We start from the raw sequence: 22,179 nt of genomic DNA, 5'->3' as shown, positions 1-22,179 counted from the left end.
TTGATATAATTTCTGTGAAAGATTTAAAAAATAATTTTGCAGAAATAACTGGAACATCTAGGGAGAACGAATTAGGCTTTAGAAGTTGGAAGTTAGTAAGAGGGATTAAAAAGTGTACTTTTGCTGGTGTAAACAGATCAAATGAAATTCAATTATACGAAAGATTAGGAACAAAAGTAACCAACGGATTATTTGAAGCTTTAACAGATAACAAATTTAACAAAAATCTAATGTTGCTTCCGGTTGAATATCGCTTCAAAGAGGATAAAAGCAAATCTTCAGAGGAAAACGAAAATATCAAATTCAGAAAAGTGACAGACTATATATCAGGTATGATGGACACTTATGCAATAAAGAAATATCAACAGTTTTATGGTGATGAAGAAACCAATGCGTTATATAGAGAGATAAAGAATTTCAAAAAAATAGATTGAAATAAATAAGTGATTCGACAAAGAATTTCAGTTTAGAATTTTTACAGATATGTATCTATATTTCTTAGTTCTTATTTGAGGGCGAAAGTCTTGTTGCCTCACATTTTTTATGCTTAAGCAGTCAGTAATGATGAGCTGGTCATTGATGTAACCGCTCTGGAAAAAGAGTAGTTATGTAAGGCATATCGACTGACTTGTGCGACAAACATCAACGAACCGGAAGCCAACATGGACTGGATAATCAACTACAACTTTAATGCAAAACTGATGGATAGAGATAGCATGCTTCTTTGAGATATCTGATCCCCGGCTGGTTTATGACACTTAATCAAGAATCTCAGGTAGTATATGCTGTTTCAATCAAACAGAATAGACCTTCATCCCTTCCATATAGGAAGCATCCGTTGATGCCTGGAAAAAAGGCGACGGTCACTTCTACTGGACCTACAAACTGTTGATCGACACCGTGAACACCCCGGACAAAATAGGCAAGGACGCTTGGGACGTCAGCCGAGCCATCGCTCGTGGATGGGTGAAAGTATAGTAGAAACTTCAAAGAGTCAAGGACAACTGCAGAATCAGTTGTCCTTGACTTATTTTTTTGGTAAATGGACGGTTGCAGTACAAGTAGATAATGAAAAGAGGCTCACTTGTACCGAATACCGTTTTGCGAGACAAGTAGCATACTTTTATATCCGTCACTTGTTCCGCGACGGTCTATTCGGAACAAGTAGACAATAAAATTGAGTGTCACTTGTACCTAAAAAGCTCAAAAGATCCTCAAGAAGGCAGATTTTGTCAGCTGAGCTGCCAAAATCAACAGCAGTAGACTTCAAATCGGATGGAAATTCTTTGCTCAGCGAAAAATAACTGCATATCATTACGAACTGTTTAATCGTAATAACTGCTTCTACTACAGGAGTGTACCTGGTAATGTTTTCTCAAAACTCGTTTGATCCTGGACTCTGAGAAGTCATTCCCGCACCAGTTGAGCATAGCCTACTTAGTGACAAGTTTTTCTGGGAAAAGAAGACGAAACTCCTCGATACTTCTGTGAATGGCATCAGCTGATTTTTCTTTATGACCGCAGATAGTACAGGTACGGATTTGCCTTGATACCGTGTACCCAAACGAGAAGCACTCGCTGCACATAATTCCCTTAAATAAACTTTCCAGTGGATAGTCAGGTAAATTGAGCGGACGATAGGAATTATTGTGCATAACTAATAGTTTTTTAGCTAAAGTTAAATACTTATGGTCTTGAATGGAAGCCTGTCCTGATAACGATTCAAAATGACTCGTTAGCTGGCCGGCGAATAGAATAGCAGGAGATTTAGGTAATGAATAGATATAATAGTCTGGATTAATGTAGACCACGTAAGCGATGATATTGATCTGATAACCATTAATTAAGAGTAAGTTATGAAGATAGGCTCGTTTACGTTCTGCCTGGTTCATTGGATTATGGATCAAATGGCCAGAATCAGAGGAAATATCGCCCTCTTTGTAGTGGTATGACCCCGTGTAATTCTTGATCTCGTATAGATAAATGCATGTGTCGGTTATAAGTAGTGAGTCGATCTGATAAGAAGTGTCTCGCGTACTCAGCAGCAAGTCACTGATCAGTATCCCGGGTACTCCAGCTTCTTTCATCTTGTTATCAAATTGGAGTTCGCCAGCATACCCTTTGAACTGGTTATCATACTGAGTTTTTTCACTAAGGGATAAAGTAGTACGGTGATCCAGCGATTCTAAAATACGATGAGTGACAGACTTTGTGCGTTCTTTAAGTATCAATTCGTTTAGCTCCTTTAAAAGTCGTTACTATATATATATGCAAACGAATCAGAAACTCACGAAAAGCATTAAAAAGATTTTTAAGAAGGTAGATTTTGTCAGCTGAGCTGCCAAAATCACCAAGCTTATTTTTAGAAATTGCTATTTGACACAAGTGCTTCTCTAAATGAGGACTCACTTGTACCAAAAACGGGAATGCGGTACAAGTGGCGGTTATAATATTGGCTGTCTCGCACCGAAACTGCTTATTTGGAACAAGTAGTCAATAAATTGGGCACTACTTGTACTGGAAACCTTCCAAAAAAGCTATAACTCATTAATCGTCAATAACCCACGAGGGGAAAACTTTTGTAAGTTTTTAAGAACGTGGTATGATGATCCTATATACCCGCAATGAAAAACTAATGCGGATAACGAGGTGCAAAAGATGATTGATGAACAAAAAATTTACAATGAGTTCGAAAAGTATGGAGGAGTATTGAAAACTTCGGAGCTTAATGCACTTGGTCTTAACAGTCGGCAGATAAAGAAGCTTCTGGAAGAGGGAGTGCTTTCTAAAATCAAACAAGGTTACTACGAACTTGCGGATAGAGTGAATGCAGAAGAAGTTATTATTGCTAGACTTTTCCCTGAAGCTGTCATATTTCTCGAAAGTGCTCTTATGCATTATGGCTATACCGATAGAATTCCAACAGCTTGGCAGCTAGCTGTAGACCGTGACAGCGAAAAGAGTCAGTATGCTATTGATTATCCTCTGATAGAACCTTACTATCAAATGTCAAATTACCTAAAAGTTGGTGTATCCACATTTGAAGTTGATGGTGTTAAGGTTAGTATATTTGATCGAGATCGTACGATGTGTGATATCATGCGTTATGAAAACAAACTTGAAAAAGAAGTGTTTACGAATGCAGTTAAAAGGTATGTCAAAGATCCAAAAAAGAATATCAGACATCTTTTTGAATATGCAGAAGTTTTTAACATAACTAATAAAACGCAGTCGCAGATAGGAAAGTGGTTATGAGAGACGATCCAAGTGCCTCAATACTGGCTAGATTAAAAAACAAAGCAAAAGATGACGGCATTGCTTTTCAACAGATGTTAAACCTATTTTTCCAAGAAGAATTTGTTAGACGCTTGTCTAAAAGCGACTATAAGAATCAACTTATACTCAAAGGTGGATTTTTGTTATATACAATCAGCGATTTCACAACGAGACCAACAGTTGATGCAGATTATTTATTAGAAAATCATCCCAATGATTCAGATTCTGTAGAGAGACTTGTCCGCTCAGTTATCGAGCAAAAGAGTGATAATGAATTTATGATAATACAGATACGCAGCATAGAACCAATTAGTGTAATAAGTGAATATCATGGTATGCGAGTGAATCTTATGGGAGAGATAGGGAAGACTAGAACACCTTTTAGTATTGACTTTGGTGTGGGAGATTCAATTGTTCCCACACCTATTGTTAGAACACTGCCTGTCTTACTCAACGGTTTTGAAAACCCTACGATTCTTACTTATTCTTTGGAATCAACCCTATCAGAAAAGCTTGATGCTATGATACGTTTTATGGAAGCGACAGGACGCATGAAAGACTTTTACGATATTTATTATCTGGCAATAACTTTTCCATTTGATGGTAAAAACGTACAGGATGCTATATTCAATACTTTATCTAAAAGAAAAACCTCTTATGAGAAAGATTCTGTACAAGTCATTGAACGATTGATTACGAATGATGCGATCCAGACAAGATGGCTTGCCTTTTGTAGAAAAGTTTTAAAATATGAATTAACCTGAACAATTCATACTTTTCGTTGAAACATGTGCCAACTGCCTAACGGCAGCTTAAATTTACTTTTTCATTTTCACCTGTTAAGTGATGAAAAAAGAACCCCATTCTGATATGGTAAAGGTGTCTAAACCAACCATAAGAAAGGAGTTCTCTTCATGATTAGCTTACACAAAAACCAGGTAAAATTCAATTCAAACATCATCATTTCGCATACAGGTGGTCGTTTATCGAATGATTCGGGTTTAGTCTTAGTTAAAGAAGTAATGGATACCTTCAAGTTTTCTGATTTGGCAAAATCACTTCTGGACATTAAAGATAACCGTGCTTACTACACGCATAATAATTTAGCGATATTAGAACAGCTCATTATGCAACTGATTGCTAGTTATTCGGCAGACTCGTCAGCTAATCTGTTAAGACAGGATCCAGTCTTTCAAATGGTGTTAGGCAGAAAACAATTAGCCTCACAATCGTCAATTTCACGGTTTCTGGATCGTTTCACCACGGAAAATGTGGGTCAATTACAATCATTAAATCAGTCGCTCATTGATAAAACGCGTTTGATTCGCAATGACACCGAGTTAATCATTGATCTCGATTCCACTCATTCAGATACCTTTGGCCATCAAGAACAAACAGATTATAATGCACATTATCAAACCTACGGCTACCACCCATTAGTTGCCTTTGACGGACTGACTGGAGATTTCTTAAAAGCTGAACTGCGTTCAGGTAATCAGTACACATCTAAAGGGGTGAAAGCCTTTATCGACCCATTGTTACACCACTACAATGAATCCATACCGAATACTGACATATTGGTTCGTGGGGACAGCGGCTTCGCAACACCAGAGGTGTATGAGTCTTGTGAAGAAAATGAAAGTCAGTATGTGATCCGATTAAAGAACAATCGGAGGTTAAGTCAATTAGCTGAGCAATCCGTTCTTTACGGGGATAACCAAAAATGGGAAGATCGGGAAGTTCAGTATTTTTCAATGCCTTATCAAGCACAATCATGGTCGAAACCCCGTCGTGTCTGTATTCGATCAATCCGTGAAGCAGGAGAACTCCTCTTTCAACACGCATTCATTGTGACTAATCTATCCGATAATGTCTCACCTGAAGTCATATTCTCTCTTTACGGCAAGCGAGGGACAATGGAGAATTTCATCAAAGAAGCGAAAAGTGGCTTTTATTTCGATAAAACAGACAGTCCACGCTTCTTAGAAAATCATGTCAGAATGATGATTAGTCTGCTTGCATACAACCTCATCAACTGTCTAAAGACTATCGGCTTTGATAAAAAGAACCAAGGGATGACTATTCATTCCATCCGACTAACATTCCTTAAAGTCGCTGGCAAACTTGTGCAAACAGGCAGACGAGCCTATCTAAAATTGTCGAGTTATCATGTGTATCAAACTGAATTCTATAGGGTCTTCGAGCGCCTACGGCGATCCAGTCAATGGATTTAAATCAGTCATCACGTTAATTTTTTGAATCAATCGTCTACAAGGGAGAAGTATGCCTTCAAACAAACAAGAGAATCGTAAGAAGGTTCATTTAGTTAAAATCTACTTCGAGAACGCACTATTTTGTAGAAAAATTCCCAATTTTTCCAAGAACGATTAATTTATTCAAGAAACCAGCTTAAATTATAGAGCTATGAATTATTCAGGATTAAGCTTGAGTGAGGTCATTATGGTGATTATTTCATTTATCGATCCACCTTTTCAAGCGATGATAAATAAAGAGACATTCTCAAAAAAATGGAATGCTAAGAAAAGAAAGTATGAATAGCATGACTGCACTAGAATACCCGCATCCGCGTTTCAGAGCGGGTGTTTTAGTGCAGTCATTTGTTTTGATTGGAATGTATTATTGAGAAGGTTTTGGCAGCTGAGCTGACAAAATCATAAACTTTGTTACCAAAGAGGTCTTAATTGGAACAAGTGCCAAAAGAAAGTTAGCTCACTTATCTTGCAAAATGGTTTGCGGTACAAGTAGCTGTTTTAACTCAGGGTTACTTGTGCCGAGACTGCTTATTCGGAACAACTGGGCAGGTATTCTGATATCACTTGTACCTCAACTGAAATACCTTGATCCAGAATGTTCGTATGTAGCTTTATAATAATACTGTTGTATGATAATTGTATTAATCGAGACTGCTAAGTATAATTAAAGACGAGGAGTGATTGTTATGGGGACAGCTAAGCTGCGCAAGCAAGGAAGATCAGTTGTTGTGACGATACCATCTTCTGAAGCGAAAACTCTGGATTTGACTCCAGAGTACTTCGTCAAATTCAATGAACACGGGACCATCATGTTGATTCCTAAACTTGACAATCCATTTAAACATGCGAAACCTGGAGAATATTATGAAGAGGACATATGGACAGATATACAACCGACTGGAATTGAAGTATGGTGATGTCAGTTTAAAAGTGTTCCGAACAACGGTGCTATTATTTCGACTAAATCTACTGGATTGTTCTTGAGAGAAAGTAAATTTATTGAGAAGATATCTAAAAATAAATTGTATTTATAAAACGACTTTTAATCATATGAAAGGTAGGGCATCTATGACTTTCAACCGGGACTATTATGAGAAAAAAATCCAAGAACTGACTACTGAAAACAAAAAGTTAAAACGTAAGATTCATAAACTTGAAGAGGAACTCCAGTCTTCGCAGAGCAGTGACGTTATTGAAGAAACAGTAAGCGAACTCTCGGGTGAACCTTTGGAAATTAAACATAAACAAAAAGAGTCAAGTAGTAAGCAGGCATCAGGTATCGATAAATACGCTGCCCCAACCGAAAAAATAAAGCTCTATCATTCTTTATTCAAAGGCAGAACGGATGCCTATGCGGAAAAGTTTATTCATTCCAAAACCGGGAAGCCCGGCTATGCACCTAAAAAGTTACCTTTCTGGGAAAGAACGGATGACAATACCTATGCTCCGTATACACCTGAAGTCATCCGAGAGCATCTTCTAGGCAACCTGATTGCCGGAGTCTTTCCGATAACTACAGATGACACATGCTATTTTTTAGCCATTGACTTAGATGGTGAAAACTGGAATGAAGATGTGAAAGCATTACGAGAGGTCTGCAGCACATTTGGCATTCCGATGTCTGTTGAACGGTCACAGTCAGGAAACGGCGCGCATTGCTGGGTTTTCTTTCAGACAGAAGTGATGGCCTCTACTGCACGAAAACTTGGGTCGGAATTGATAAGGCAGGCGATGACGAAACGCCATGAGCTTGACTTTGCATCCTTTGATCGGTTGTTTCCCAATCAGGATACTGTACCCAAAGGAGGACTGGGGAATCTGATCGCCCTGCCTTTACAAAAGCAAGCCAGAGCAAATGGAAACAGTCTCTTTATAGATACACACTTTCAGCCGATTGAGGATCAGTGGGCTTATTTGTCTAGTATCGAAAAGGTTTCCAGTGAGCAACTGGCTGTATTTATTGAAAAGCTTAAAGAAGAGAACGGTGAGATTTCATTAAGTGATAGAAATGAATCACGACCGCCTATTGAAAGTAGGGATTTCCCAAAAACTGTACATATCAAATTAAGTAACATGGTATACATTAAAAAAGAAGGAATATCATCTAAAGGCCTAAGTCATTTGAAGTGGATGGCTGCATTTTTCAATCCTGAATTCTATCAGCTTCAGGCGATGCGACGGTCGACGTATCGGGTGCAGCGTGTTATTTCCTGCCATGAGGAAACGTCGGACCATTTACTTCTGCCTAGAGGACTTAAAGAAAAAGTCATTACTTTGTTAGAGTCTTTGAGAATCAATGTGATTGTGGAAGATGAAAGGAATCAAGGGAATCATATCCCAGTTAAATTTACAGGGATTTTACGTCCTCAGCAGCAAGAAGCGGTGACTCGTCTGCTTGAACATGACACCGGAATTTTATGCGGTTCAACTGCATTCGGAAAAACTGTTGCGGCCATTAATTTAATAGCTGAAAAAGAAGTGAATACACTGGTTTTAGTTAATAAAGTCTCTTTGGCCACTCAGTGGAGGAAACGTATCGATGAGTTTCTCGAATGGCCAGAATCAGAAAGTGCTAAGTCTTTTGTTGGCCAGTTGGGTGGAGGCAAGAAGACACTGACGAATAAAATCGATGTTGCATTGCTGCAGTCACTGTATCGCAAGGGAACAGTAAATGAGTGTGTGAAGAATTACGGTATGATCATTGTGGATGAATGTCATCATATTTCTGCCTTCAGTTTTGAAAGTGTTTTAAAGCAGGCGAATCCAAAGCATGTGTACGGCTTAACTGCAACGCCTCGCCGGAAAGACGGTCATCAGCCGATTATTTATATGCAATGTGGTGACATTCGGTATCAGGACGATGCCAAGAAACAAGCAGAAAAACGTCCATTCAGTCACACGTTAGTTACAAGGTTCACTCCTTTGGATCAATCGATAAAAGAGGGAGATAATCTTCAGGACCTCTATTCTGACTTGATCAATAACGATAACAGAAATCGATTGATAGTTGAAGATGTCCTCGAAAATGCAAAAGAAAAACGATATAGTCTGATTTTGACTGAGCGAATTGAGCATATCAAGATATTGAAAGCGCTCTTGGAAGAAGAACTGGATAATGTCTTTGTTTTAAGTGGGAATCAGGGTAAGAAGAAAAATAATGAAGTCATGGAAAAACTTGAAGCTCATGAATCTGATGTCCCATTTGTAATAATTTCGACGGGTAAGTACATCGGAGAAGGTTTTGATGACTCAAGGTTAGATTCACTGTTTCTTGCGATGCCTTTCTCCTGGAAAGGAAGACTTCAGCAGTATGCCGGCAGGTTGCATCGGTTACATGAAGGCAAGTCTGATGTGCGCGTTTATGACTATGCAGACATTCACTTACCGGTACTCGAACGAATGTATCAGAAACGGTTAAAAGGATATGCCAGTATGGGTTATGAGTTAAAAAGTGACAATCAGGAAAACTCGAGACAAGCAATTTACGGTACAGATGATTACTACGATGCGTTGCTGACAGACTTAAAGGGATCTAAAGAGAATGTTCTAGTCAGTAGTCCTTCTTTGTCTTACAAGCAGCTAAATAAAATGTTGAATAATCTAGTAGAGCTTGATACAGATGTTAACATAATGACTAAAAGTGCTTCTGAAATCAAGAGTACTAAACACCGTGAAAGTAAAGAACGGTTGATAGACGAGTTGGAAAAAACTAGGTTAACTGTGAAAGCTCAAGAGAATATTTTTCATCGCTTTGTCATCATTGATAGTTACATCATTTGGTACGGTAGTATTGATGTATTGGGAAGACAATCCAGTGAAGGAACCTTTATGCGTATCGAGAGTCCGGTTTTGGCAAAGGAAATGGAGGAGCTTGTTTAGTTATTTATATTATTTTAAAATGAGCCTGCCGATTATGGTGGGCTTTTTGAATAGGTCAAGTATAGAAAGGATGTTTTGCACTTAAAAGCTTGAGATGAGATTTTTCGCCCGGCGAAAAATAACTGCATCGATCTAAAAATAGACTGTATTTGGAACAAGTGACAAATTAAATGAAGCTCACTTGTATCGAATACTTGGTTGCGGTACAAGTGAACGCTAAAAACGGGGATCACTTGTATTAAATAATCATTTGCGGTACAAGTGGAGGTCCGACAACAGTAAGCGATGAATAGTTAGGCACCTGTGAGTCCTAGCGGCCTCTTGTAAAACTTGAGATATCTTAAGTACACAGGACGTTTTATTTTGGAAAAGAATAAACAGTCTATCATACCGGTAACCCTACATGACGATAAAACTGATCGCCGACGCATTTCGAAGGTCTATTCACAGAAAATGGTGGTACATTTAAAAAATAGTCAGACAGAGCTACTAGTTTATGAGGGGATCGAATCCTCGACATTGCGAGTTCTCCCCGCGGAGATGTCATTCAATGAAACTCGTTGACTTTACTCAAGTAGAATATATTTTTATTGTGAGTGGAAAGACGGATATGCGCCGTCAAATTGATGGATTACATCTGCGAATATATCTGGACTACCTCTTAACTTACCTTCCAAAAAAAAACACCTTTGGAGGCTTATTTGCCATGGAATCCAAAGGTGCAGGTGGAACGTCGCTAGACATTCAGTCTATTATACCCTTCGGACAGTTCTCATTATAGAGGTGTCCGATTTTAATTTGTAGGTACTCAGCTATTCATCGCTTACTTTTTTCTGATGTTTCTGACTGTATTATGCTGTATTTTGAAATAACTTCATTCTTAGAATTAGTAATGTCAGTGGACACTTCCTCAGCCGTTTCGGCAGCTTCTGCTAGTACCAGACTGTACCATCGACGTTTTAAAAGAGTACGTATTCGATTAATGATAGAAGTTTTTCGAGATAAGTTTCTGACAAGTTGTCTTCGCAAAGAATTTTTTCCTTCGTCGAAATCCAGTACTTATTTTGTAATTTGTAAGAAATTCTGAATCGTTGGATAATACTTCTTTTTGTGCTTCATTCATCTAAACAGATAGTGGGAAACGACCTCTTCTATTAACCATCTCTTTGCAATCGATATATTGTGGCGTTCGATAAAGTAAGCGAATTGCTTTTAGGCGTAACATTCGTTTGTGGCTTCTAAGGTTTGTTTCTCAAAAGTGTTTTAATTTCAAACTCTGTTATTTTTTGTATTAACTTTGCATTCATTATATATTTTCCCCTCTTACACTGAATCTATATAGAGTAACATAAAAAATGCACGCTGTAACAGTTTGAAGGCGAAATTTCAGTAGAAATTGATGTCAGTCAGCTGGTTTTATCACTTAATTGTCATTAAATGGTGAGTGTTTTCATGTTATGATAATGAAAGTTATTTAACAGATTATTCTGTGTGGTTATGTTAATTTTTGAGCAATAAATAAGGGAGTAGACATGTGATGGTTCAGGAACAATTATATTTTACGGCAAATAGAAAAAACAGAATGGCACTCAACAGACGCCACTTATTAACTGCAATCGCTGCGGGTCTTTTGGGCATTGGGAGGATTTTCTTCTCATTCCAGATCGCTATCGATACGGTCTCTATAAACTTTGTCTGGAGTATTCTATTTCCACTACTCATTTCGTTGAGCTATGGGAAAGTCTACGGTTTGATCAGTATTACTTTTGGGGGATTGTTTTTATATCCGTATATTATGGGGCCAACGAACGGCTGGGCTTCGCTTGTGCCAATGCTGAGTCTGTATTTACTGATTTTCCTGCATGGATACGGTCAGGAGAGTAGGAATAAAGAGAAACAGTGGTTCAATCATCCGGTCGTTATTCAAAGTGCTTATTCCGTTCTTAGACTGCTTTTTTATGCTGTTTTGTTTCAACCTTTGATCCAGTTGAACGGCTCGTATTGGCCAGGGGAGGCGTTGACTTCGATCGATGCTTCAGTTGTTCGAGTGTTTTTGATCCGCGGATTGATCATGGAATGGCTTTTACTTGCAGTGACGTTTGTTTTGTTGCATTTACCCTTTGTCAAAAAGGCTTTGGGTCTCGCTGTCAAAACGAGTCAGCGCTTCAATACGCGTGTCTTTGCTTCAATGGTCACTTTTGGCTTAGTGTTTATGCTGGTATCGATCCAGATCCAAGCTCACTTGTTTCACGATGCTCCGATCACGATAATTGACTATCGTTTTACGAAAGAGCTAGGGTTTCTTCTGTTTTTCAGTGGGATTTTATTTACATTACTGAGTGGGGTGACGATTCACTTTCTGGAGCGTCATCTTGAGTCTGAAAGCCGGTTATTTAAATCTGCTCGCCGGTATCAGACGCTATTTGAATCCATGGATGATTTGGTCTTTGAGTGTGATGAACAAGGGACGATTTTAGAAGTTTCCGCTTCTGTTTTAAAAACGTTGAAATACGAACAGGTAGAAGTTCTGGGAAAGTCTTTCTTTAGTTTTATCAATAAAAAAAATGAAAAAGAGAACTGGCTGGAGGACATTAAAACGAACGAGACTGTAAAAGATGAAGCAATCGAGATCAAGACGTACGATGGAGACAAACGGTACTGGTCAATGCGCTTAAAAAAGGTTGCCTTATCTGACCAAGAAACCCGTCTCGTCAGCGTGGTCCGTGACTTTACCGACTACCAGTATGCGTTGAATCAGATTCAAAAACTTAACCAGACATTGGAAGATAAAGTTGATGAGCGTACTGAACGTTTGCACGAGACGCTTCTAAGCTTGGAGCGGTTTGTACAGATGGTGTCACACGACTTAAAAACACCTGCCCGGGCGATCAGTGCGTATGCTGAGGTTTTATTAGAAGATGAAAGAGACAGTTTGAATGCAAAGAGTCTCGCTTATTTGAAGCAGATTCAGGGCGTGACTGACGACATGATCCAGCTGATCGAGTCTCTGCTTAGTTACGCCATGCTTGGGACCAGGGAGGCAGACGCAGAGTGGATTGAACCAACGCCGATCATTGAAACCGTTCTGAGCCGATTGGAGCTGGCGTATCCTGAAACGATCTGCATGGTCGACTATCTCGGGGAGTTAGATAGAGTTTATGCTGATCGTATTTTGTTCCAGCAAGCCATCACTAATATTTTAGAAAATGCATATAAATATAAAAACCTGATCAATCTTTAAAGTTGACGTTTTCTTCTGATCCAGCTCAGCCCGGGTCTGTTACTATCCAGGATAATGGGATCGGGATCGATTCAAAAAACAAAGAACGAGTATTTGAGTTGTTTCAAACGGGCGATAATCAGTCATCAGGAATCGGGCTGGCAACGGTGAAAAAGATTATGGAAATGCAAAAGGTGAGGTTTATCTAGAAGGCGATCGTGGCGTTGGGACAAAAGTGACTTTAGAGTTAGACATGCCTAAAATAAATGAAGAAGGGAAGGGTTATGATGTATAAAGTCATGCTGGTGGATGACTGGGAGATTTTTCGGATCCAATTCAATCGAAAAGCGCACTTGGATGTGCAGAAAGATTTTGAGCTGGTTTACGAAGCGAAAAATGGATTAGAGGCACTGAACTATTTAAAAATGCACGACGTCGATTGTGTGGTCACTGATATTCGCATGCCGGTGATGGATGGGGTGGAATTTTTAAAAGAGACCCGACTGATCGATGAAGAACTGCCGGTCGTTTTCCTGAGTGAGTATGAGGACTTTCATTATGCCAAGGCAGCGATCACACACCGCATAGTTGACTATGTTGTGAAACCAGTCAGCGAGCGTGATATCGATCAGCTTTTCAGTAAGCTGAAAAAAGAATTGGACCAAAAGGTTGTTGAAAAAAGAGAAACAGGAGCTCCTTATGATGATTTGATCCCACAAATGGTCGAGACGATTACAGATATAGATAAGTTGAAACAGCTTATTGATACGTATATAAAGCGAGTTGACGCATTCGATCAGTTAGAGCCGGTGGTTCAATATGTGTCTTGTTTGAAGGTTCTGGACGAAGCCTTATGCCAACGTTACCCGTGGCTCAAACATTATCGACTGAAAGCACCGGCTGACTTTATGCATCAAAATTATCTAGAAGAAAAGAATAGCGGTCAACTTTTTAAAATAGCAGTGACGGGTCTGAGCCAAATAGTTTCATATTTATATTGCTATAGTGAAAAGCAGCCATTGATTGCTAAAGTGAGCGAATTGATCCTGAGTGATCCGAGGCAGCGGACGATAAAGTCACTTGCGGAAAGATTGTTTATGAATAAAAATTATTTGTCTGATGTGTTTAAAAAGGAAACGGGTGAAACGTTGAATGAATATATGAAAAGTGTCACAATAACGCGAGTCACGGTGCTGGCGCATACGACCGATTTGAAAAATTATGAGATTGCAGAAACGCTGGGATTTCAGCATGCGGATTATTTTAGCCGTTTGTTTAAAATAGTGACAGGGGAAACTTTGTCTGAACACCGAAAAAAAGAGAATCTGGATTTTGTGTAGGAAACATCTGTGTATCGTTCATTTACTCACAATCAAAACTTCTTTATACTTAGTTTAACAAATAGATTGTGTTAAACATCACATAAAGGGGTTTTTAATATGTCAAGATTTTTGAAAAAGTTCATGGTATTATCATCAGTATTTTTACTGGCAGCTTGTCAGGACAGTGCGGACGCAGAGAGCGAGAAGCCTGAAGAGGAAGTAGCCACTGAAGATGATACAGAGAAAAAGGATGAAACAGTGGATGCCACAACTGAGGCAACGACTGAAGGTGCCTACATACGCAATACAGAGCTTGAGTGGAGCGCTCAGCCTGAGTTGGGATTAGTTAAAGGGGATTACTATAGCACCAAAGAGCGTTTCAGACAGGGTCATGAGGGAACATTCGAATTGGTTCAATCTGATAACGAGATCGTGCATGTTCAATTCGATGAACAAACACGACCAAATTATTATAACCGTTTCTATCAGGACGTTCCTAAGCGCTTGTCAGAATACAACTTTGATATGGGAGACAAGAAAGGCGCAGCTTGGATCGAGAGTGTTGTCCTGGTTGAAGATCAGATGCTTGAAGAGCAGCGTGTGACCGGTGACTTTGATGTTGTGTCAGGTGCTTCAAATAGTATTGAACAATCCATGTTGCCGCTTGCTGAAAAAATCGATGAAATGAGAAGTCAGCCAACGAGCGAATCTTACTACGGGATCGCAGAAGACTTAGGAAACGGCTTGACTGCATATTTGAAAGTCATTCTTGATGGCGACACGATAACAGAAGTACGTTATGACGAGATTTTTGCGGATGATCCAAAAGATATCGAGGATCCAAAACTTAAACCATTCTACCGTCAGTCAAAATATGAAAGTGTGTCTTATGATGAACCTTATCGTATCGGGTTCAATGTCCAAATGGATGCGCTGAATGAAAAGGTAGTTGAAACTCAAGATTTACTAGACTTGTCAGAACTGCCAGCAATCGACGAGACAGGTGACTACAAATCTGCCGGCTTTACTGTCCGAAATGACTCATGCGATAACTATCTTGCTTTAGCTGAAAAAATTCAAGATGAGTTAAAAGCAGACGGCCATTTATAAGAAGTGAATTGAAAGAGTAAACAGTGAGCTGCCATTGATTTGATAGCTCACTGTTTTTTGGGTGTGTATAGTGGTGCCCTATCGGTAGGAGTTTTGGTAGATTGTTGCTAAAATCCTCTCGAATAGCTCTAATCGAAAGGATTCGCGATAGAATTCTGACATACTTCTACCGAATAGCCGTATTCGACAGGAATTTTAATAAATTTCATGTTTACTCCTCTCGAATAACTCAAAACCAGAGCTTTTTAAGGATGAAATTTTTCGCCGGGCGAAAAATAACAGCATTGGAAAAACTGATCAAGCGAAAATCACTTATAGTAACTGCTTCGACCAGCAGGATACAATCGATAATTTTCTTTCAAGACTGTTTTGATTTGGTACAAGGTAAATGCTTCATCACACCAGTCGTATACAAGGCGTTTGGTCAACGGACGTTCTGGAAATAATAGTTGTAATTCTTCTACAAGTCGATTGATTGCATCTACAGCTTTTTCTTTGTGTCCACATACCGAACATATTTGTGTTTGTCGAGTAGCTTTTACAGAAAGAGAGAGACAATTTGGACAAAAAACACCTTTTTTCAGTTTTTCATAATGGTATTCTGGTAAGTTTCCTGGACGATATGTCAGATCATGCATACGTACTAATTTCTTTGCCAATGATGCATTCGTTTTCTTCTGGTCAGGGGTGGACTCAATAATCGATTCAAAGTGTTTTGCCAATTGTCCAGCAAATAGAATTCCTGGAATCTTAGGCAAATCATAAATATAAAAGTCAGGATTGATAAAGACTACATGATTAGAAATGTCTAATCGATAACCGATACTTATTAGTAGATTTTGTAAATAAATACGTTTACGTTCCGCCTGAGCTACAGGATTTTGGAGAGAATAACCAGTCTCGTTATGAAGCGTTCCATTAGTATAGTGGTACTGTCCATAGTAATTTTTGATTTCATATAAATAAATGTGATCATCGGTAACCAGTAGAGAGTCGATCTGATAATATGTATCGCGGGTACTCAGTAATAAATCGTTGATCATTAAGCCCGGTAAGTTTGTTTTTGCGGCTTTTAAATCAAACGCTTTTTCGCCACTGTAACCTTTCACCTGATTATCGTATTGAGTTTTTTCTAAAGAAGTTAATCGTGACCGCTTATTCAGGGATTCCAGGATAAGATGGCTGATTGATTTGCTTCGTTCTTTAATTATCATGATGATTTCGCTCCTTAAATTTTGTGTCTACTATATATATATGCAAAAGAATCAAAAACTCACGAAAATAAATTATTAGATTTTTATAATGTTTTGTTTACAGAAAAAAAGGCTTGTTCAGTCAATTTTGTCAGCTGCCTGACAAAATCACCGATCTGAAAAAAACTACTTAAAAGTGTTAGCTAATCGACGGAAGTTAGGGCAAGGTAATATAAAAAACCTCTCGAATAGCCGTAATCGAAAGGATTCTGAAACGCAATCCTTTTGATTCCTGTCGAATAACGCTAATCGAGAGGAATTCGGACAAAAATCCTCATAATACCTTTCGAATAATCCACTTAAAGAGCTTATGTAGTCAATTTTGTCAGCTGCCTGACAAAATCACCGATCTGAAAAAAACTACTTAAAAGTGTTAGCTAATCGACGGAAGTTAGGGCAAGGTAATATAAAAAACCTCTCGAATAGCCGTAATCGAAAGGATTCTGAAACGCAATCCTTTTGATTCCTGTCGAATAGCGCTAATCGATAGGAATTCGGACAAAAATCCTCACAATACCTTTCGAATAATCCATTTCCTCTTCAAAAAACAACTTCATTACAATAAAACGTGCAGACCATTATTTTAAAAACTAACAATCTGCACGGTTATTGAATTACTTACAAGACACTGATCCTGAAACTTTTAACTTAAACTAAAATTTCACTTTAATAATCCTGATAGTCCAATTCATCTTCATCAGCCAGTAAATTCTTTTTATGGCGCTTTTTAATGTCGTCGATCAGTGGGTCGCCTTCTTCCAGGGACTGTGAAATCAGATCGAGTGACTGTAAATAAATGATCGTCATCATCCAGGACGAAAGCGGGGGTGTGTTCATAGTGAAAACGGAGGACGTTGACAGTCGGTCAATGATGTTATCCTCAGTGTATGTCCCTTTTTGTTTTTCACGCAGTTCAAGCCATTCGCGAACAACTTTATTCTGTGATTCCGCCATAAGACGCGTTTGGTGAGCGAGGTGTTTCATATGTTTGAATGACTGATTCGTCAGCAACTGATGCCCCTTGGTGATACTGAAAAGAGTGCCCTCAGCGTGTGGATGCATGTCACGCACATGATGAAAGGCGATCCAGTTACCTGGACGTTTGACTACGCCACGGTCGGGAGTGAAATAATAAGACCCCAAAACGAAAGGACAACATGTTTTTATTCTTAAAGCCAATCCGAACTGACGCACCCAGCGGTAATCTATGTTCAAATGTTTAAAGTAGCGCGACATGACTACTGCGGTGGTTTCCAGCGATTTTAGTGGTGAACCAGTCAGCTGGAAAACCAATGTGTTGTAAGGTGTGCTTTTTTCTTTGGATAAGTCATAAATATAAAAGGTCTCATGATTCAGTAGCAAGTATTTCTGTTCGATCGCTAAATCTATGTGTTCAAGCATATTGCCCGGTGTTAAATCAAGTAAATAAGTATAAGCGGGTGGGGGGCTCATCTCAAGATAATTCGATGCCTCTTTCTGTGAATCGTTCACGTAAAGGTTAAACCGATCAAAGACTTCTTTCTTATAGCTTTCGTCATAGTTCAATAACCATTCCTCCTTAGATACTGACAATATATGTAAACGTTTACTTTTAAATTATACACTAAGTTATGTATAAGGTATACACTTTTAAGATTATGAGAGAAATTTTATTTTAATGACTCGGTTATTGAATCGAAACAATAGTCCCAAGTGCTTTTTTATGACCAATTGTAGAAAACAGTCAATTGCCCTGCTTTTATTATAAAGATTTGATAATAAATGACATTATTTTCATACCTTTTAAAATGTCTTATTTGCCAAAATTAATGGACCGGCTCAAACCGGCAATGAAATCAGAGGAATCGGTCTTTTGAACAAAAGTATAGAACGCCGTAAAGTAGAGTCATACAAGGCCTTGTATAAATTAACCGAGAAGATCTTCGGATTAGAGGATAAAATGAAGCGACAGTTAACAGATGAGTTGGCAACAGATTTTCTATTCGTGCATGAGTCACTCGTTTATGGCGTGTTGAAAGCCTGCCACGTGGGATACACACAAGCTTACTACGATGATTATGTACAAATTGGAAGACTAAATTTGATCCAGGCGTATGAAGTTTTTCCTGAAGATTTGCGAGAAGAACAGAATTATTACCGTTTTACAGGGTTTGCCTACCAACGCGTGCGCTGGGCTATTTTGGATGAGTTGAGAAAAGCTGCCAAAGAACGAGAGCGTGAATCTGGTGTGATCGATACCAGTGTTTTTGAAGCTCCCATGTCAAATGATAGAAGTGAAGAATCGGTGGTCTACTGGGAGCTGTTTCAGTCAATGTTTGCTTGTTTGAATGAACAGGAAAAAGAATACCTTGAAGACGCCGTGATACTACGCTTGAATGTGTCGGCAATGGCCAAAAAGTACGGTGTTTCTAGGAAGACTGTGTATCAGTGGAAACAACGCGTCGGTAAGAAGCTGGCTCATTTTAGAAAAGATTTAGACGTGAATTAAAACGTAATTTATTTTGATCAGAAAAGAGGAATTTACATGACAAAAACAGTGAATATTGATGCCGGACACGGTGGAAAAGACACTGGAGCCAGAGCTTTTGGTTTAAATGAAAAAGACTGGACACTGAAAATGAGTTTGTATCAGTACAAGCGAATGAAAGTACTGGGCGTTGATGTGGCGCTGACTCGAACAGGCGATACGACACTCGAGCCTTTTCAGCGCGTAGCCCGGATCAAAAACCAGTATGATTTATGTCTCTCCAATCACTTCAATGCCTTTAACGGCGAAGCACGGGGAGTCGAGGGGATTTCTTCCATCCACAGCCGGTCACGATTAGCAGCGGATCTTGTCGACCGAGTTGTGAAAAAAACAGGTTTGCCTAAACGCCGTGTCTTTCAGCGTGAAATGAAAAAAGGCGTGGACTATTATTACATGCACCGTTTGACTGGGCGAACGGAAACGATCATTTTGGAATACGGTTTTATCGATAACAGGCAAGACGCTGAGTTTTATAAAGAAGATGCTAACTTTTTTGCAGCAGCAGAAGCAGTAATTGAAGGGATCTGCGTTGCTGCAGGACATAAATATCGACGACCCGGATCAGTTTCGAATGCTCAAACTAACCCTGAGAGAGACAAGAATGAGAAGGCAGCAGGAAAGCCGCTCTTTAAAAACAAGAGATTGACCAGTCACTATCCCGGCAAACTGCGCTTTTATAAAAAGCCAAGCTGGAAGGACGCTGACGTTTTCGGATACTTGACTATGGGACAACACTTTCCGACAGTTGTCAAAAAATTAAAAGTTGGGCGCAGTGAGCAATATCAGGTTGGAAATTCTAAAGGCGAAACTTACTACATCACCGCAAGTCCAGTATATGTACACATAAGTTGAATTTGTGGTCCCTTACTTTATTTTTCAGTAAGGGACTTTTTGATTGGACATTTTTCGCCGAGGCGAAAAAGTTCATCATTGGATGGGTTGAATTTCGGGGTTTTCTTAAGAAGTTTGGGTTAGACTGCTTAGAACTGCTTAAGCAAAATCAGTAGCATAAGCAGTTAGCCGTGCGAAACACGAAACTCCTGAAGCTAATCCATTATCTTAGGAAGTTTTAGTTGGATTGTGTAAAACTGCTAAGCAAATCAGTATCTTAAGAAGTTCCACTTTCAAAACAGGAAACTGCTGAAGATAAACCCGTAGCTTAAGCAGTTAGCTGCATGAAACAGGAGACTTCTTAATATAATTCGTTATCTTAAGAAGTTTACACAAAAATTTATTCAACTGCTCAAGCAAACAGAAAATAGATCTTTTGTAAAGGTTGATTTTGTCAAAGCCTTGACAAAATCGTCTACTAAATAATTCAGTGTTTTAAAAAGTGGATAAAAAAACGTCAAACTTCACAAAGCTAATCATACTATATAAACATTTCGACAATGAAACAGTTAGGCACTTATTAAAAAACAGAGCAGTCGTTAAATGACAGGATGAATAGCGGTGTCTCAATTGTCTTAGTGCATGGGATATGCTATATTTAAGGAGTAGAGAAAGATTAAAAAGATACACTTATAACGAGCTGTTGTCTATTTATTCCTTTTACCTGTGCATAAAATCGGTCCAATTTTTCATATAATTTATAAAGAAACGGGAGAGTGGCAGATACATGTCGATAGAAAAATTTAAAAAAGGGACACCGTCAGTAGATATTACCCGGGCGGTCACCAAAGAAGACTTCGAGCAGCCAAGCGAAGTCTCAAAAGAATACCTGAAACAGAAATGTGTTAAATTTATACCAGCAAGTGGTGCGGCGACACGTATGTTTAAAGCGCTGTACACATTTTTAGAAGATGAAAAAGAGACAGACTTTGTCATGCGGTTCATCGATCATTTAGAAGAGTTTGCATTTTACGAAGAAATCGAAAAAGCGATGGCACCAGAAACGATCGATAAAGAAACACATGAAGGACGCTTAGCTATCGTTCGCGCCTTACTTGAAGGAGAACTGAATTACGGCTTCTACCCGAAAGCGTTGATTGAGATGCATCGCTATGATTGGGGAACAACGACACCGATCGACGAACATATTTATGAAGGCGAGCAGTACTTAAATGAAGATAATGTTGAACTTCATTTCACAATAGCTAAAGAACATGAAAAGATGTTTAATGATTACGTTGATCCATTGATGGAAAAAAACGAACATTTGAATATTAGCTACTCATTCCAGAGTCCAGAAACCGATACGATTGCTGTTGATATGGATAATGAGCCTTTCAAACTGGAAAATGGCGAAACGCTTTATCGTCCAGGCGGGCATGGTGCCTTGCTACAGAATTTGAATGCGCTTGATGCGGACATCATTTTCATTAAAAATATCGATAATGTCTGTCACCGCAGTCAAATAGAAGATACGATCCATTCGAAAAAAGAACTGGCTTCACTCGGTGTTGAAGTGAAGAAAAAAATCGATCAGTACATTGAAGATCTGATGTCCGATGATTATGATTTAAAAGAGATCAACGACTTTATAAACGATACCCTGACGATTCATTTCAAAGATGAACTGACAAAAGAAAAGGCGCTGGCTTTTTTAAACCGTCCTTTAAGAGTGTGTGGCATGGTCCAGAATCAAGGCGAACCCGGCGGCGGACCGTTTGTTGTCGATAACGGCAGATTTACTGACTTGCAAATTTGTGAAAAGTCAGAAATCGATTTAAATGATGAAGAAAAAGTAGAAATTTTAAATAACTCAGAATTCTTTAATCCTGTCGATTTGGTCTGTTTTGTCAGAGATTACAAGGGAGACAAGTTTGATTTAAGCAAATATGCGAACGAAGACCGCTACTTTATCAGTGAAAAAACACATGAAGGCCGACCTTTGAAAGCGCTGGAACATCCAGGACTTTGGAACGGCTCGATGGATAACTGGAATACACTATTTGTGGAAGTGCCTATCACGACTTTCAACCCAGTTAAAAACGTGAATGACCTATTAAGAAAAGGCCACCGTAAAAGCAAATAAATCATAAATTTTAAAAACCGTCTACTAGCCATAACTAGTCAGACGGTTTTTTTGAACGAAAGAATTTAAAAATGAACTTTTTCGCCGCAGCGAAAAAGTCTTTCTTAGCTTAAGCATTGAGTGAAAGATAACGATAAACTGCTGAAGAAACCTCCGTAGCTTAAGCAGTTTAATCTAAGTTTTTATAAAGTACTAAAGGAGAACCGTTTTCTTAAGTAGTTGAAGAAAAAACAAGTAAAACTTCTGAAGCTGACTCAAAATTTACTTCTTAACACAACCACCGATTAAGAAGCAAAATAAATTAATGTAAACGCCTAAGTAAGCGGTTGCATATCTTATAGT

17 protein-coding genes are annotated in these 22,179 nt (G+C 38.8%); 14 read left to right on the top strand and 3 right to left on the bottom strand.

The window, feature by feature from the left end; genetic code table 11:
* The first annotated feature begins 14 nt into the window (after nt 1-14).
* Complete coding sequence (locus tag AKA01nite_RS09375) at nt 15-434, top strand: hypothetical protein (protein WP_246116973.1); 420 nt, start codon at nt 15-17, stop codon at nt 432-434.
* Nucleotides 435-1,433: 999 nt separating this feature from the next.
* Here AKA01nite_RS09375 and AKA01nite_RS03020 read toward each other — a convergent pair.
* Nucleotides 1,434-2,231: a nuclease-related domain-containing protein gene (locus AKA01nite_RS03020; protein ID WP_146923689.1), complete on the bottom strand. Its 798-nt coding sequence runs from the start codon at nt 2,229-2,231 to the stop codon at nt 1,434-1,436.
* 427 nt (nt 2,232-2,658) lie between these two features.
* Between AKA01nite_RS03020 and AKA01nite_RS03015 the strand changes: the two genes are divergently transcribed.
* From AKA01nite_RS03015 to AKA01nite_RS02970, 10 genes are all read left to right on the top strand, one after another.
* Nucleotides 2,659-3,255 carry a type IV toxin-antitoxin system AbiEi family antitoxin domain-containing protein gene (locus AKA01nite_RS03015; RefSeq protein WP_146923687.1) on the top strand — a complete coding sequence of 199 codons (597 nt, stop codon included), beginning with the start codon at nt 2,659-2,661 and terminating at the stop codon, nt 3,253-3,255.
* Entirely contained in the window at nt 3,252-4,040 is a 789-nt protein-coding gene (locus AKA01nite_RS03010) for a nucleotidyl transferase AbiEii/AbiGii toxin family protein (RefSeq protein WP_146923685.1), read from the top strand. Before AKA01nite_RS03015 ends, AKA01nite_RS03010 begins: the two co-directional genes overlap by 4 nt.
* Nucleotides 4,041-4,190: 150 nt before the next feature.
* Nucleotides 4,191-5,510: an IS1380 family transposase gene (locus AKA01nite_RS03005; RefSeq protein WP_146923683.1), complete on the top strand. Its 1,320-nt coding sequence runs from the start codon at nt 4,191-4,193 to the stop codon at nt 5,508-5,510.
* A gap of 725 nt (nt 5,511-6,235) precedes the next feature.
* Nucleotides 6,236-6,466 (top strand): type II toxin-antitoxin system PemI/MazE family antitoxin, encoded by a 231-nt coding sequence (mazE, locus tag AKA01nite_RS03000; RefSeq protein WP_146923681.1) that lies wholly within the window; start codon nt 6,236-6,238, stop codon nt 6,464-6,466.
* A 151-nt stretch (nt 6,467-6,617) separates the two neighbouring features.
* On the top strand, nt 6,618-9,428 hold the full coding sequence (locus tag AKA01nite_RS02995) for a TOTE conflict system archaeo-eukaryotic primase domain-containing protein (RefSeq protein ID WP_186805070.1): 2,811 nt from the start codon (nt 6,618-6,620) through the stop codon (nt 9,426-9,428).
* Between the two features lie 550 nt (nt 9,429-9,978).
* The gene (locus AKA01nite_RS02990; protein WP_146923677.1) at nt 9,979-10,209 is read left to right on the top strand and encodes a transposase; all 231 of its coding nucleotides are present in this window, start codon (nt 9,979-9,981) and stop codon (nt 10,207-10,209) included.
* 756 nt (nt 10,210-10,965) lie between these two features.
* Complete coding sequence (locus AKA01nite_RS02985; protein WP_146923675.1) at nt 10,966-12,669, top strand: sensor histidine kinase; 1,704 nt, start codon at nt 10,966-10,968, stop codon at nt 12,667-12,669.
* Nucleotides 12,670-12,671: 2 nt separating this feature from the next.
* Complete coding sequence (locus AKA01nite_RS02980; protein ID WP_146923673.1) at nt 12,672-12,857, top strand: ATP-binding protein; 186 nt, start codon at nt 12,672-12,674, stop codon at nt 12,855-12,857.
* Nucleotides 12,858-12,932: 75 nt separating this feature from the next.
* Nucleotides 12,933-13,988 carry a response regulator transcription factor gene (locus AKA01nite_RS02975; protein ID WP_186805069.1) on the top strand — a complete coding sequence of 352 codons (1,056 nt, stop codon included), beginning with the start codon at nt 12,933-12,935 and terminating at the stop codon, nt 13,986-13,988.
* Between the two features lie 99 nt (nt 13,989-14,087).
* Nucleotides 14,088-15,080: an FMN-binding protein gene (locus tag AKA01nite_RS02970; protein WP_146923670.1), complete on the top strand. Its 993-nt coding sequence runs from the start codon at nt 14,088-14,090 to the stop codon at nt 15,078-15,080.
* A gap of 308 nt (nt 15,081-15,388) precedes the next feature.
* Here AKA01nite_RS02970 and AKA01nite_RS02965 read toward each other — a convergent pair whose 3' ends face one another.
* Complete coding sequence (locus tag AKA01nite_RS02965; protein WP_146923668.1) at nt 15,389-16,294, bottom strand: nuclease-related domain-containing protein; 906 nt, start codon at nt 16,292-16,294, stop codon at nt 15,389-15,391.
* Between the two features lie 705 nt (nt 16,295-16,999).
* Entirely contained in the window at nt 17,000-17,878 is an 879-nt protein-coding gene (locus AKA01nite_RS02960) for a hypothetical protein (protein ID WP_146923666.1), read from the bottom strand.
* A gap of 307 nt (nt 17,879-18,185) precedes the next feature.
* On the opposite strand from AKA01nite_RS02960, the gene AKA01nite_RS02955 reads away from it, so the two are divergent.
* The 3 genes from AKA01nite_RS02955 (at nt 18,186) to AKA01nite_RS02945 (ending at nt 21,837) form a co-directional block, all read left to right on the top strand.
* The gene (locus AKA01nite_RS02955) at nt 18,186-18,821 is read left to right on the top strand and encodes a sigma-70 family RNA polymerase sigma factor (protein ID WP_146923664.1); all 636 of its coding nucleotides are present in this window, start codon (nt 18,186-18,188) and stop codon (nt 18,819-18,821) included.
* A gap of 36 nt (nt 18,822-18,857) precedes the next feature.
* On the top strand, nt 18,858-19,712 hold the full coding sequence (locus AKA01nite_RS09415) for an N-acetylmuramoyl-L-alanine amidase family protein (protein WP_146923662.1): 855 nt from the start codon (nt 18,858-18,860) through the stop codon (nt 19,710-19,712).
* Between the two features lie 766 nt (nt 19,713-20,478).
* A complete protein-coding gene (locus AKA01nite_RS02945; protein ID WP_146923660.1) occupies nt 20,479-21,837 on the top strand; it encodes a DUF4301 family protein in 1,359 nt (452 codons plus the stop codon).
* Nucleotides 21,838-22,179: the final 342 nt, after the last annotated feature.

Origin of the sequence: Alkalibacterium kapii (assembly GCF_007988865.1) — a bacterium.
In the GTDB taxonomy this organism is placed as follows: Bacteria; Bacillota; Bacilli; order Lactobacillales; family Carnobacteriaceae_A; genus Alkalibacterium; species Alkalibacterium kapii.
This window is presented reverse-complemented; position numbering and strand designations above follow the sequence as displayed.

Bases quoted from the DNA above. Each gene is read 5' to 3' on its own strand.
- AKA01nite_RS03015 (WP_146923687.1), top strand. From the start codon at position 2,659: ATGATTGATGAACAAAAAATTTACAATGAGTTCGAAAAGTATGGAGGA.
- AKA01nite_RS03010 (WP_146923685.1), top strand. From the start codon at position 3,252: ATGAGAGACGATCCAAGTGCCTCAATACTGGCTAGATTAAAAAACAAA.
- AKA01nite_RS03005 (WP_146923683.1), top strand. From the start codon at position 4,191: ATGATTAGCTTACACAAAAACCAGGTAAAATTCAATTCAAACATCATC.
- mazE (WP_146923681.1), top strand. From the start codon at position 6,236: ATGGGGACAGCTAAGCTGCGCAAGCAAGGAAGATCAGTTGTTGTGACG.
- AKA01nite_RS02995 (WP_186805070.1), top strand. From the start codon at position 6,618: ATGACTTTCAACCGGGACTATTATGAGAAAAAAATCCAAGAACTGACT.
- AKA01nite_RS02990 (WP_146923677.1), top strand. From the start codon at position 9,979: ATGAAACTCGTTGACTTTACTCAAGTAGAATATATTTTTATTGTGAGT.
- AKA01nite_RS02985 (WP_146923675.1), top strand. From the start codon at position 10,966: ATGGTTCAGGAACAATTATATTTTACGGCAAATAGAAAAAACAGAATG.
- AKA01nite_RS02975 (WP_186805069.1), top strand. From the start codon at position 12,933: ATGATGTATAAAGTCATGCTGGTGGATGACTGGGAGATTTTTCGGATC.
- AKA01nite_RS02970 (WP_146923670.1), top strand. From the start codon at position 14,088: ATGTCAAGATTTTTGAAAAAGTTCATGGTATTATCATCAGTATTTTTA.
- AKA01nite_RS02965 (WP_146923668.1), bottom strand. From the start codon at position 16,294: ATGATAATTAAAGAACGAAGCAAATCAATCAGCCATCTTATCCTGGAA.
- AKA01nite_RS09415 (WP_146923662.1), top strand. From the start codon at position 18,858: ATGACAAAAACAGTGAATATTGATGCCGGACACGGTGGAAAAGACACT.
- AKA01nite_RS02945 (WP_146923660.1), top strand. From the start codon at position 20,479: ATGTCGATAGAAAAATTTAAAAAAGGGACACCGTCAGTAGATATTACC.